Here is a 12404-nt window from a genome sequence, read left to right as displayed (position 1 = left end):
GTTCGGGCCGAGCAAGCCGACGATCTGCCCGCTGTCGATCGACAGGCTGACGTCACGCACGACCTGGCGGCTTTTATAGGCCTTGGCCAGGTGCTGAGCTTTCAGAGTTGCCATTACTGGGATTTCTCTTCGGTTTTCTTCTTCGGCTGGATCACCATGTCGATGCGCGGGCGCGATTCGGTGACCTTGCTGCCCGTGGCGCGACCGGCGCTGGCCAGTTTCTTCACGGTGTCGTAGACGATTTTTTCGCCCTGCGTGACGTTGTTATCCTTGTCGATAACCTTGGCCTTGTCGATCAGCACCACCCGATTCTGCTGGGCGTGGTATTGAATCGTCACGCCGTAGCCCTTGACCGGGTTGGCGTCGCCCTGGGTCTGCAACTGCTCGAAATAGGCCAGGTTGCCGACCGAGGTCACCACATCGATGTCGCCATTGGGCGCGCGCGTCATGGTCACGGTGTTGCCTTTAACGATCATCGAGCCTTGGGTAATGATCACGTCACCTTTATAGGTGGCAATGCCATTCTTGTCGTCCAGTTGGGCGTCGTCGGCCTGAATGCGGATAGGCTGCTGCTGATCGTTCGGCAGGGACCAGGCGCTCGCGCTTCCCAGTGCTGCGCCCAGACTGAGCAAAATAGGGAGGGTTTTAACGAGCCTCATACTGTCCTCTTACGTTCGATTGCAGGTGTATCCTGCTGTCCTTCAGGTACGCTTTCATTCCGACGCCAGTCGATACACCGCCAGCGCCCTCGATTCTAACGGGTTGCGCAGTCTGCGCATATTCCTGCTGCGGGAACACGGTCATGCGGGTGCTGGTGATCAGGGTGCCGCGCTGTTTCTCATCGGTGCGCTGTACGCGTACCGAATCGATCAATTCAACTTCGGTGCCGCCCGAATTCACTTCGCCGCGCTCGCTGGTCACGTGCCACGGGAAGTCGGTGCCGCGGTACATGTTCAAATCAGGCTTGGTCACCAGGGTGACATCGGTAGCCTTGACGTGCTCGGCCTTGTCGGAAGTCATCTCGTACTGCACCTTGCCGTCGGGCAGGTACTGAATGGTATGCGTGTTGGTCGCGTACCAGTCGATCGGATTCTCGGCAGCCGAAACCGGCGGCTTGTCGAGGAAGCGCTCAGGGCTGATGTTCCAGTAACCCACCGCAGCGAAAATCGCCGCGATGCAGCCGAACAGCAGGAAATTGCGAAACTTTTTGCTAAACATGGTCAGGCTCACAGGTACGCGGCGTTGGCCGCTTCGAGGCGGCCCTGGGCGCGCAGGATCAATTCGCAGAATTCGCGGGCGGCACCTTCGCCGCCACGGGCGCGGGTAACGCCGTGGGCGTGTTCGCGGACGAAATCGGCAGCGTTGGCCACCGCCATGCCCAGCCCTACACGGCGGATCACCGGCAAGTCTGGCAGATCGTCACCGAGATAGGCGACTTCTTCATAGCTTAGGCCCAGTTGCGCGAGCAGACCGTCGAGTACCACCAGTTTGTCCTCGCGCCCCTGAAACAGATGCGGGATGCCGAGGTTCTTCGCGCGGCGCTCGACCACCGGGGTCTTGCGACCGCTGATGATCGCGGTTTGTACGCCGGCATTCATCAGCATCTTTATGCCCTGGCCGTCGAGGGTGTTGAAGGTCTTGAACTCGCTGCCGTCCTCGAGAAAGTACAGGCGGCCGTCGGTGAGCACACCGTCGACGTCGAATACTGCCAGTTTGATCGCTTTGCCGCGTTGCAGCAGATCGTTGCTCATTACATGACTCCTGCGCGCAGCAGATCGGAGAGGTTGAAGGCGCCGATCGGGCGATCCTCCTCGTCGACGACTACCAGGGCGTTGATTCGATGGTCTTCCATGATTTTCAGGGCTTCGGCGGCGAGCATGTCGGGCCGGGCGGTCTTGCCGTGTGCAGTCATCACCTGGTCGATGGTGGCGCTGCGGATGTCGATGGCGCGATCCAGCGTGCGGCGCAAATCACCGTCGGTGAAGATCCCGGCGAGCTTGCCATCGGCTTCAATAATAGCGGTCATGCCCAGACCCTTGCGGGTCATTTCCATCAGCGCGTCCTTGAGCAGGGTACCGCGTTGTACCTGCGGCAGCTCCTGCCCGGCGTGCATGACGTTTTCCACTTTCAGCAACAGGCGACGGCCAAGGGCGCCACCCGGATGCGAGAAGGCAAAATCTTCAGCGGTGAAACCACGCGCTTCCAGCAAGGCCACGGCCAAGGCATCGCCCATGACCAGCGCTGCAGTAGTAGAAGAGGTCGGCGCCAGATTCAACGGACAGGCTTCGTGCTCGATATGCACATTGAGATTGACCTCCGCAGCCTTCGCCAATGGCGACTGCGGATTACCGGTGACGCTGATCAGCTGGATGCCGAGGCGTTTGATCAATGGCAGCAGCGTCACGATTTCGTTGGTCGAGCCAGAGTTCGACAGGGCCAGAATCACATCGTCGCGGGTGATCATGCCCATGTCGCCATGGCTGGCTTCGGCCGGATGCACGAAAAACGCCGGGGTGCCGGTGCTGGCCAGGGTGGCGGCGATCTTGTTGCCGATATGCCCGGATTTACCCATGCCGACCACGACCACGCGGCCCTTGCTGGCCAGAATCATCTCGCAAGCGCGTACGAAATCGGCGTCGATATGGGCCATCAAGCCTTGGACGGCTTCCACTTCGAGGCGGATGGTGCGTTGTGCCGATTGAATCAGGTCGCGGGTTTTGCTCATGTCAGAATCGTATGGGCCGATGAAAAGGCGGCGATTATAGCGGTTATGTGGCAAAGCCTCACGCAAGTTCGACGTGCTTTGTCATTACTGGTTACCAAAACCCTCTGAAACTCGCTCGGGCCCTCTTCAGTCGGCGATCTTGGCCGGGTTCTCGCTTGGGCGCTCAGCCTTTGCAGTGATATAGTTCGCCGCCAGTTCGGCCTGCCCGGGATGCAGGCGTTTCCGAGGAAAGTCTGGCATCCCAGTGAGAGGCTGCATCGCAAGGAGTTTAGATGAGTGCCGATAACGCCTACGCGGTCGAGCTGAAGGGAGTCTCCTTCAAGCGCGGTGCGCGGAGCATTTTCAATAACGTCGATATCCGCATCCCGCGCGGCAAGGTCACCGGCATCATGGGGCCTTCCGGCTGCGGCAAGACCACGCTGCTGCGCCTGATGGGCGCGCAGTTGCGGCCGTCCGGCGGCGAAGTCTGGGTCAACGGGCAGAACCTGCCGACGCTGTCGCGCAGCGATCTGTTCGATGCGCGCAAGCACATGGGCGTGCTGTTTCAGAGCGGTGCGCTGTTTACCGATCTCGATGTGTTCGAGAACGTGGCCTTTCCGCTGCGGGTCCACACCAAGTTGCCGGAAGACATGATCCGCGACATCGTCCTGCTGAAATTGCAGGCCGTGGGCCTGCGTGGCGCCATCGAGCTGATGCCGGACGAACTGTCCGGCGGCATGAAGCGCCGTGTAGCATTGGCCCGGGCGATTGCCCTCGATCCGCAGATTCTCATGTACGACGAGCCCTTCGTGGGCCAGGACCCGATCGCCATGGGCGTGTTGGTGCGCCTGATCCGCCTGCTCAACGATGCTCTGGGCATCACCAGCATCGTGGTTTCGCACGATCTGGCGGAAACCGCGAGCATTGCCGACTACATCTATGTAGTGGGCGATGGTCAGGTGCTGGGCCAAGGCACACCGGATGAGCTGATGAATTCCGATGATCCGCGTATCCGCCAGTTCATGACCGGTGATCCCGATGGCCCGGTGCCGTATCACTTTCCAGCGACGGATTACCGCGCAGATCTTCTGGGGAAGCGTTGATGCGCAGAATTTCATTGATGGAACGCGTGCGTCGGTTCGGCGAATCGGCGATCGACGCGGTCGCGGTGTTTGGTCGGGCGACCCTGTTCCTGTTTCACGCCCTGCTGGGCCGTGGCGGTATCAGCGGTGGTTTCGGCCTGCTGGTCAAGCAGCTGCATTCGGTCGGCGTCATGTCGCTGGTGATCATCGTGGTCTCCGGCATTTTCATCGGCATGGTCCTGGCGTTGCAGGGCTTCAGCATTCTTTCCAGCTATGGTTCAGAGCAGGCGGTGGGGCAGATGGTCGCCCTGACGCTGCTGCGTGAACTGGGGCCGGTGGTCACCGCCTTGCTGTTTGCCGGGCGCGCCGGTTCGGCGTTGACCGCCGAGATCGGCAACATGAAATCCACCGAGCAGTTGTCCAGCCTGGAAATGATCGGTGTCGATCCGCTCAAGTACATCATTGCCCCGCGCCTGTGGGCCGGCTTCATTTCCCTGCCGGTGCTGGCGATGATTTTCAGCGTCGTCGGCATCTGGGGCGGTTCGTGGGTGGCGGTCGACTGGCTGGGCGTCTACGAAGGCTCGTACTGGGCGAACATGCAGAACAGCGTGAACTTCACCAGTGACGTGCTCAATGGCGTGATCAAAAGTGTCGTTTTCGCCTTTGTGGTGACCTGGATCGCCGTATTCCAAGGCTATGACTGTGAGCCCACTTCCGAGGGGATCAGTCGTGCCACCACCAAGACCGTGGTGTTTGCCTCGCTGGCAGTGCTCGGCCTGGACTTTATTCTGACCGCTTTGATGTTTGGAGATTTCTGATGCAAAACCGCACCCTGGAAATCGGTGTCGGCCTGTTCCTGCTGGCAGGGATCCTGGCTTTGCTGCTGCTCGCCTTGCGCGTCAGCGGCCTGTCTCCGACTTCGTCCACCGACACTTACAAGTTGTATGCGTATTTCGACAATATTGCCGGTCTGACGGTCAGAGCCAAAGTGACCATGGCCGGTGTGACCATCGGCAAGGTCACCGCTATCGATCTGGATCGCGACAGCTTCACCGGTCGGGTCACGCTGCAAGTGGATAAAAAGGTCGACAACCTGCCGGTCGATTCCACAGCGTCTATCCTCACCGCGGGTCTGCTGGGCGAGAAATACATCGGTATCAGCGTCGGCGGCGAAGACACCCAGTTGAAAGACGGTGGAACCATCCACGACACGCAGTCGTCACTGGTACTGGAAGACCTGATCGGTAAATTCCTGCTCAATACCGTTAGCAAAGACGCCAAATGAGGAGCTTTTGAATGATCTCTATCTTGCGACGTGGCCTGTTGGTGTTGCTCGCGGCCCTGCCGTTGATGGCTAACGCTGCACCGGGGCAATCGGCTCATGACCTGATTCAGGACACCACGAACCGGATGCTTGCCGATTTGCAGGCGAACAAAGAGAAGTACAAGCAGGATCCGCAGGATTTCTATGCGGCGCTGAACAACATTGTCGGTCCGGTGGTGGATGCCGAGGGCATCTCCAAAAGCATCATGACCGTGAAGTATTCGCGCAAGGCCACGCCTGAGCAGATGCAGCGCTTTCAGGAAAACTTCAAGCGCGGTCTGTTCCAGTTCTATGGCAACGCGCTGCTGGAATACAACAACCAGGGCATCACCGTTGACCCGGCCAAAGACGAATCGGGCGAGCGCACCAGCGTCAACATGACCGTCAAGGGCAGCAACGGCGCGATCTATCCGGTGCAGTACACGCTTGAGAAGATCAGCGGCGAGTGGAAACTGCGCAACGTGATCATCAACGGCATCAACATCGGCAAGCTGTTCCGTGACCAGTTCGCCGACGCCATGCAACGCAATGGCAACGATCTGGACAAGACCATCGATGGCTGGGCCGGTGAAGTGGCCAAGGCCAAGCAGGAAACCGACAAAGCCGCCGGGAATCCAGCGCAATGAGTGAGGCGGCAGTTCGCATGAGTGATGTCGACGAACTGGTGCTCAGTGGCGTGCTGGATTACCGCACCGGGCCCGACCTGCGCAAGGAAGGGCAGGCGCTGATCAAGTCGAGCAAGGCATCGGCGCTGGTCATCGATTGTTCGGCGGTGCAGAAGTCCAGCAGCGTCGGCCTGTCGTTGCTGCTGTGCTTCATGCGTGATGCGCAGGCGGCCGGCAAGGCCGTCAGCATTCGCGCGATGCCTGACGACATGCGTGAAATCGCTCAGGTCAGTGAATTGACCGAGTTGTTGGCGCAACCCTGAACCATCATCTATAAAGAAGCCCCCCGTCAGAGTCCTGCGTTGCGGGGTTCGCAGGCGCGGGGCTTTTTTGTATGATGTCCGACCCGTGCGCACAGGGCGCCGATTGAGGTTGAGCATGCAGGCCGTAGAAGTGAAGAGCTTCCTTGAAGGAAAGCTGCCAGGAACGCTGGTAGAAGTTGAAGGCGAAGGCTGCAACTTCCAGCTGAACGTGATCAGCGATGAACTGGCGGCGTTGAGCCCGGTGAAGCGTCAGCAGCAGGTCTATGCCCATTTGAACCCATGGATCACCGATGGCAGCATCCATGCGGTCACTATGAAATTTTTCAGCCGCGCGGCCTGGGCCGAGCGCACCTGAGCCCTAGGGCGTCGAGATACTAATGGATAAATTGATTATTACCGGTGGCGCTCGTCTTGATGGCGAGATCCGCATTTCCGGCGCGAAGAACTCCGCCCTGCCGATTCTGGCTGCGACCTTGCTGTGCGATGGCCCGGTCACCGTTGGCAACCTGCCGCACCTGCACGACATCACCACCATGATCGAGCTGTTCGGGCGCATGGGCATCGAGCCGGTGATCGACGAGAAGCTCAGCGTCGAAATCGACCCGCGCACCATCAAGACCCTGATCGCGCCGTACGAACTGGTGAAAACCATGCGTGCGTCGATCCTGGTACTGGGCCCGATGGTCGCGCGTTTCGGTGAAGCCGAAGTCGCCCTGCCTGGCGGTTGCGCCATCGGTTCGCGTCCGGTCGACCTGCACATCCGCGGTCTGGAAGCCATGGGCGCGGTCATCGACGTCGAAGGCGGCTACATCAAGGCCAAGGCGCCTGAAGGTGGCCTGCGCGGCGCGCACTTCTTCTTCGACACCGTCAGCGTGACCGGTACCGAGAACATCATGATGGCCGCTGCCCTGGCCAAGGGCCGCAGCGTGTTGCAGAACGCCGCGCGCGAGCCTGAAGTGGTCGACCTGGCGAACTTCCTCAATGCCATGGGCGCCAAGGTTTCCGGTGCTGGCACCGACACCATCACCATCGATGGCGTCGAGCGTCTGGGTTCGGCTTTCTACAAAGTCATGCCTGACCGTATCGAAACCGGCACCTACCTGGTCGCCGCTGCCGTGACCGGTGGTCGCGTCAAGGTCAAGGACACCGATCCGACCATCCTCGAAGCGGTACTGGAAAAGCTGCGTGAGGCCGGTGCGGAAATCACCTGCGGTGAAGACTGGATCGAGCTGAACATGCACGGCAAGCGCCCGAAAGCGGTCAACGTGCGCACCGCGCCGTACCCGGCGTTCCCGACCGACATGCAGGCCCAGTTCATCTCGCTCAACGCCATTGCCGAAGGCACTGGTGCGGTGATCGAGACGATCTTCGAAAACCGTTTCATGCACGTGTACGAACTGCACCGCATGGGCGCGCACATCCAGGTTGAAGGCAACACCGCGATCGTCACCGGTATCGAGAAACTCAAGGGCGCGCCAGTCATGGCCACCGACCTGCGTGCATCGGCCAGTCTGGTGATTTCGGCGCTGGTTGCCGAAGGCGACACGCTGATCGACCGCATCTACCACATCGACCGTGGTTACGAGTGCATCGAAGAAAAACTGCAAATGCTGGGTGCCAAGATCCGCCGCGTTCCGGGCTGATCGCTGCATCGGGACACAGGGACGTGTCCACTGAATTCGTTTCGAGTCGAGGGTGTACGCACCCTCGATGTGTGTCCGGCGCCGATTGCGACCGGGCATGAGTACCTTGATAAGGACTGACGTTTCCCATGTTGACCATCGCACTGTCCAAGGGCCGCATCCTTGACGACACCCTGCCGCTTCTCGCTGAAGCGGGCATCGTGCCGACCGAGAATCCGGACAAGAGCCGCAAGCTGATCATTCCCACGACCCAGGACGACGTGCGTCTGCTGATCGTGCGTGCCACCGACGTGCCGACCTATGTCGAGCATGGCGCGGCCGACCTCGGCGTCGCCGGTAAGGACGTGCTGATGGAGTACAGCGGCCAGGGTCTGTACGAGCCGCTGGACCTGCAGATCGCCCAGTGCAAGCTGATGACCGCTGGCAAGATCGGCGCGGCCGAGCCCAAGGGCCGTCTGCGCGTGGCGACCAAGTTCGTCAACGTTGCCAAGCGTTATTACGCTGAGCAGGGCCGTCAGGTCGACATCATCAAGCTGTACGGCTCGATGGAGCTGGCGCCGCTGATCGGGCTGGCCGACAAGATCATCGACGTGGTCGACACCGGCAACACCCTGCGCGCCAACGGCCTGGAACCCCAGGAACTGATCGCCACGATCAGCTCGCGTCTGGTGGTCAACAAGGCTTCAATGAAAATGCAGCACGCCCGGATCCAGGCGTTGATCGACACCCTGCGCAACGCAGTGGAATCGCGACACCGCGGCTGATCTACCTGCGCGGCCCGAGGCCGCGCCGTCTATCCGCCTCATAGCCAGAATTCTCAGGTGCCCAAGCGGATCGAATGCTAGTTTCGGGCGCCTGAGTTATTTGCCATTCCTATGAGGCTCTCGCTATGACCGCAACCACTGCAATTCGCCGACTCAACGCTGCTGACCCGGATTTCGCGCATCATCTGGATCATCTGCTGAGCTGGGAAAGTGTGTCTGACGACTCGGTCAATCAGCGCGTGCTGGACATCATCAAGGCTGTGCGCGAGCGCGGTGACGCGGCGCTGGTCGAATTCACCCAGAAGTTCGACGGTCTTGAAGTCGCCTCGATGGCCGACCTGATCCTGCCGCGCGAGCGTCTCGAACTGGCCCTGACCCGCATCACGGTGCCGCAGCGCGAGGCTCTGGAAAAAGCCGCCGCCCGCGTGCGCAGCTATCACGAAAAACAGAAGCAGGATTCCTGGAGCTACACCGAGGCTGACGGCACCGTGCTTGGTCAGAAAGTCACGCCACTGGATCGCGCAGGCCTTTACGTGCCGGGCGGCAAGGCCTCGTATCCGTCGTCGGTATTGATGAACGCGATTCCGGCCAAGGTCGCCGGCGTGACCGAAGTGGTCATGGTCGTGCCGACCCCGCGCGGTGAAATCAACGAGCTGGTGCTGGCCGCTGCCTGCATCGCCGGTGTCGACCGCGTGTTCACCATCGGCGGCGCGCAAGCAGTTGCCGCACTGGCTTATGGCACCGAAAGCGTGCCGCGTGTCGACAAGGTTGTCGGCCCGGGCAATATCTATGTAGCCACGGCCAAGCGCCATGTGTTCGGTCAGGTCGGCATCGACATGATCGCCGGCCCTTCGGAAATTCTTGTGGTGTGCGACGGCCAGACTGATCCGGACTGGATCGCCATGGACCTGTTCTCCCAGGCCGAGCACGACGAAGACGCGCAAGCGATTCTGGTCAGCCCCGACGCCGAGTTCCTCGACAAGGTCGCCGCGAGCATCGACAAACTGCTGCCGACCATGGACCGCGCGACCATCATCGAAACTTCGATCAATGGCCGTGGTGCGCTGATTCAGGTGAGCGACATGGCCCAAGCCATCGAAGTCGCCAACCGCATCGCCCCGGAACACCTGGAATTGTCGGTCGCTGATCCACAAGCCTGGCTGCCGCAGATCCGCCACGCCGGTGCGATCTTCATGGGCCGCCACACTTCCGAAGCGTTGGGCGATTACTGCGCCGGCCCGAACCACGTGTTGCCGACTTCCGGCACCGCGCGGTTCTCCTCGCCGCTGGGTGTCTACGACTTCCAGAAGCGCTCGTCGATCATCTTCTGCTCCGAGGCCGGCGCTTCCGAGCTGGGCAAAACAGCATCGGTACTGGCCCGTGGTGAATCGCTGAGCGCCCACGCACGCAGCGCCGAGTACCGCATCAAAGACCAAGACTTTCTGAAAGGGCAGGGGAACTGAGCGATGAGTAAATTCTGGAGCCCGTTCGTCAAGGATCTGGTGCCCTACGTGCCGGGCGAACAGCCGAAGCTGACCAAACTGGTCAAGCTCAATACCAATGAAAATCCGTATGGCCCGTCGCCAAAAGCGCTGGCGGCGATGCAAGCCGAGCTCAACGACAACCTGCGCCTGTATCCGGACCCGAACAGTGATCTGCTGAAAAACGCCGTGGCCGAATATTACGGCGTGCAAACCAGTCAGGTGTTCCTCGGCAACGGTTCGGACGAAGTGCTTGCGCACATCTTCCACGGTCTGCTGCAACACGACCAGCCGTTGCTGTTCCCGGACATCAGCTACAGCTTCTATCCGGTTTACTGCGGTCTGTACGGCATTGAATTCGACGCTGTTCCATTGGATGCGCAGTTCCAGATCAACCCGGCCGACTACGCCAAACCGAATGGCGGGATCATTTTTCCCAACCCGAACGCCCCGACCGGGTGCCTGCTGGCGCTGGACGCAGTCGAGCAAATCCTCAAGGCCAGTCCTGATTCGGTCGTGGTCGTGGATGAGGCGTACATCGACTTCGGCGGCGAGACGGCGATCAGTCTGGTGGACCGCTATCCGAATCTGCTGGTGACGCAGACGCTGTCCAAGTCACGCTCGCTGGCCGGCCTGCGTGTCGGTCTGGCGGTAGGGCATCCGGACCTGATCGAAGCGCTGGAGCGGATCAAGAACAGCTTCAACTCTTATCCACTGGATCGTCTGGCGATTGTCGGCGCGGCGGCGGCTTTTGCCGATCGCGAGTATTTCGACAAGACCTGTCGTCAGGTGATCGAGAGCCGCGAATGGGTGGTGGCGCAGTTGCAGGCTAAAGGCTTTGAAGTGCTGCCGTCGGCGGCCAACTTCATCTTCGCTCGCCACCCGCAGCATGACGCGGCGGGCCTGGCGGCCAAGCTGCGCGAGCAGGGCGTGATCGTGCGGCACTTCAAGCAGGAGCGGATTGCGCAGTTCTTGCGGATATCGGTGGGGACGCCGGAGCAGAATCAAGCGTTGATTGATGGGCTTGGGGATCTCTAAGCGACACTGAAATTGTGGGAGCGAGCCTGCTCGCGAACGCGGTCTTTCATTCAATGCCAGTGCTGAATGTTGTACCTATTCGCGAGCAGGCTTGCTCCCACATTTGCTCATTGTGTTTATTCGTGATGCGGCTCGCCCAAGAAAGTCAGCGAACTGAACAACCCACGACTATCCACATCAGCGCTGCCCTTCACCGGCACTTCAACCTGCGCCGCAATCACATTCAACCCTTCATTACGCACCAGCACCTGCGCACGCCCATCCTTGTCGGTCTCGGTGCTCAGGGTGTTTGGCGCGCTGCGATAGTCGCCATACAACTTCACCCCCGCCGCCGGTTTGCCATCGAGCAGCACCCGCACCGGTAACGATTTACCCGGCCCGACCGTCAGCGGATCAACCTCCGGCAGGATCAGCAGTTTGATCTGCTCCAGTTTCGGCAACTTCGTCCCCGGCTGATAGATCGCCAGGCTGTACTTGAACGTCTGCGTGGCCTCGGTGGCGCCGGGCACTTTGCTGCGTCCTTCGTTGATCCACTTCTTGTCCGCCGTCTGCGACCACATGCCGTTGTTCAGCGCCACGGCCAGCACCGCCGGCGGCTTCAATGGTTTCAAACGGGCATGATCGGCCAGGCGCTCGACGCTGACCGGGATCATTTTGCCGCTTGCGTCATAAGCCCAGGCACCGCTGATTTTCTGCGCCTTGAAGGCGTTGTCTTCGGCGCCATGGCCGTAGATCACTTCGATGTTGCCGCGTCGTTCCTCTGTCCACAGGCCGTGGGCCGACACCTGACCGGTGAATAGCGCAGCGAGGAGCAGAAGGGATTTGCCGTAGTGCATGGTGACGTCCTTTTACAGGTTGAGTGTCAGGCTGACGGTGAAATTGCGTGGCTCGCCGGGGTTGACCCAGTAGTTGCTGTAGGAGCGCTCGTAATATTTCTCGTCGAAGATGTTGTTCAGATTCAGGCCGAGCGTGACGTTGTCGCTGGCCTTGTAATGCGCGAGCAGGTCGACGGTCTGGTAGGCCGGCAATTCGAAGTCGCTGCCGGATTCGCCCGAGCGATCGCCGACGTAAGTGAACGCTGCGCCGACGTCTGAACCGCGCAGACGGCCATCCTGAAATTCATAAACACCCAGCAGACTGCCGCTGCGTTTGGCCACGCCGAGGATGCGGCTGCCGGTGGGAATGGTCGCGTCGCCCCTAGTCACCTCGGCGTCGATGTAGGCGAAGGCGCCGATGACCCGCACCGCGTCGGTCAGCTGGCCGCTCACTTGCCAATCGAAACCCTGACTGCGCGCCTTGCCCATGGCGCGGCTGGTGTCGGTGCCCGGATCGAGGGCGAGAACGTTTTCCTTGTCGATGTGGAAGAAGGCGAGGGTGCTGCTCACGCGCTCATCGAACAGTTCGTTCTTGATCCCCACTTCGTAACCGACACCTTCTTCC

16 protein-coding genes and 1 pseudogene are annotated in these 12404 nt (G+C 60.4%); 10 read left to right on the top strand and 7 right to left on the bottom strand.

Translation table 11 applies throughout. The features are described 5' to 3' along the window. The 5 genes and pseudogenes from OQK_RS29885 to OQK_RS06645 all read right to left on the bottom strand — a co-directional run. A pseudogene (locus OQK_RS29885) lies at window positions 1-114 on the bottom strand (LPS export ABC transporter ATP-binding protein); the annotation flags it as partial. Further along, window positions 114-659 (bottom strand): lipopolysaccharide transport periplasmic protein LptA, encoded by a 546-nt coding sequence (gene lptA, locus OQK_RS06660; RefSeq protein ID WP_016771679.1) that lies wholly within the window; start codon window positions 657-659, stop codon window positions 114-116. The pseudogene OQK_RS29885 and the gene lptA, both read right to left, overlap by 1 nt. Next, window positions 646-1218 carry an LPS export ABC transporter periplasmic protein LptC gene (gene lptC / locus OQK_RS06655; RefSeq protein WP_024011622.1) on the bottom strand — a complete coding sequence of 191 codons (573 nt, stop codon included), beginning with the start codon at window positions 1216-1218 and terminating at the stop codon, window positions 646-648. Before lptC ends, lptA begins: the two co-directional genes overlap by 14 nt. A gap of 8 nt (window positions 1219-1226) precedes the next feature. Next, window positions 1227-1751 (bottom strand): KdsC family phosphatase, encoded by a 525-nt coding sequence (locus OQK_RS06650; protein ID WP_016771677.1) that lies wholly within the window; start codon window positions 1749-1751, stop codon window positions 1227-1229. Continuing rightward, window positions 1751-2725 carry a KpsF/GutQ family sugar-phosphate isomerase gene (locus tag OQK_RS06645; protein WP_016771676.1) on the bottom strand — a complete coding sequence of 325 codons (975 nt, stop codon included), beginning with the start codon at window positions 2723-2725 and terminating at the stop codon, window positions 1751-1753. The genes OQK_RS06650 and OQK_RS06645 overlap by 1 nt, the downstream gene beginning before the upstream one ends. 272 nt (window positions 2726-2997) lie before the next feature. Between OQK_RS06645 and OQK_RS06640 the strand changes: the two genes are divergently transcribed. The 10 genes from OQK_RS06640 to hisC all read left to right on the top strand — a co-directional run bounded on the left by OQK_RS06640 (window position 2998) and on the right by hisC (window position 10964). Next, window positions 2998-3807, top strand: a complete 810-nt coding sequence (locus OQK_RS06640; RefSeq protein WP_016771675.1) for an ATP-binding cassette domain-containing protein — start codon at window positions 2998-3000, stop codon at window positions 3805-3807. Continuing rightward, on the top strand, window positions 3807-4604 hold the full coding sequence (gene mlaE, locus OQK_RS06635) for a lipid asymmetry maintenance ABC transporter permease subunit MlaE (RefSeq protein WP_016771674.1): 798 nt from the start codon (window positions 3807-3809) through the stop codon (window positions 4602-4604). Before OQK_RS06640 ends, mlaE begins: the two co-directional genes overlap by 1 nt. Beyond that, window positions 4604-5071, top strand: coding sequence for an outer membrane lipid asymmetry maintenance protein MlaD (gene mlaD, locus OQK_RS06630; protein WP_016771673.1), 468 nt, complete (start codon window positions 4604-4606; stop codon window positions 5069-5071). Before mlaE ends, mlaD begins: the two co-directional genes overlap by 1 nt. An 11-nt stretch (window positions 5072-5082) precedes the next feature. After that, a complete protein-coding gene (locus OQK_RS06625) occupies window positions 5083-5736 on the top strand; it encodes an MlaC/ttg2D family ABC transporter substrate-binding protein (RefSeq protein WP_016771672.1) in 654 nt (217 codons plus the stop codon). Beyond that, window positions 5733-6038, top strand: coding sequence for an STAS domain-containing protein (locus OQK_RS06620; protein WP_016771671.1), 306 nt, complete (start codon window positions 5733-5735; stop codon window positions 6036-6038). The genes OQK_RS06625 and OQK_RS06620 overlap by 4 nt, the downstream gene beginning before the upstream one ends. A 115-nt stretch (window positions 6039-6153) precedes the next feature. After that, a complete protein-coding gene (locus OQK_RS06615; protein ID WP_016771670.1) occupies window positions 6154-6393 on the top strand; it encodes a BolA family protein in 240 nt (79 codons plus the stop codon). A gap of 22 nt (window positions 6394-6415) precedes the next feature. After that, a complete protein-coding gene (gene murA, locus OQK_RS06610) occupies window positions 6416-7681 on the top strand; it encodes a UDP-N-acetylglucosamine 1-carboxyvinyltransferase (RefSeq protein ID WP_016771669.1) in 1266 nt (421 codons plus the stop codon). Window positions 7682-7809: 128 nt separating this feature from the next. Then, window positions 7810-8445: an ATP phosphoribosyltransferase gene (gene hisG, locus OQK_RS06605; protein ID WP_016771668.1), complete on the top strand. Its 636-nt coding sequence runs from the start codon at window positions 7810-7812 to the stop codon at window positions 8443-8445. 125 nt (window positions 8446-8570) lie between these two features. Further along, window positions 8571-9908 (top strand): histidinol dehydrogenase, encoded by a 1338-nt coding sequence (hisD, locus tag OQK_RS06600; RefSeq protein WP_016771667.1) that lies wholly within the window; start codon window positions 8571-8573, stop codon window positions 9906-9908. 3 nt (window positions 9909-9911) lie between these two features. Next, window positions 9912-10964: a histidinol-phosphate transaminase gene (hisC, locus tag OQK_RS06595; protein ID WP_016771666.1), complete on the top strand. Its 1053-nt coding sequence runs from the start codon at window positions 9912-9914 to the stop codon at window positions 10962-10964. Between the two features lie 116 nt (window positions 10965-11080). Here the strand turns inward: hisC and OQK_RS06590 are convergent, their stop codons facing one another. Both OQK_RS06590 and OQK_RS06585 read right to left on the bottom strand, forming a co-directional pair. Continuing rightward, window positions 11081-11800, bottom strand: a complete 720-nt coding sequence (locus OQK_RS06590) for a DUF4198 domain-containing protein (protein ID WP_016771665.1) — start codon at window positions 11798-11800, stop codon at window positions 11081-11083. 12 nt (window positions 11801-11812) lie between these two features. Further along, window positions 11813-12404 (bottom strand): TonB-dependent siderophore receptor (locus tag OQK_RS06585; RefSeq protein WP_038860660.1); only part of this gene is annotated, 592 nt, incomplete at its 5' end.

The sequence above is a fragment of the Pseudomonas sp. R62 genome (assembly GCF_000257605.1).
GTDB lineage: Bacteria > Pseudomonadota > Gammaproteobacteria > Pseudomonadales > Pseudomonadaceae > Aquipseudomonas > Aquipseudomonas atacamensis.
The sequence above is the reverse complement of the archived record's forward strand: the minus strand, read 5'-3'. Positions and strand labels throughout refer to the sequence as shown.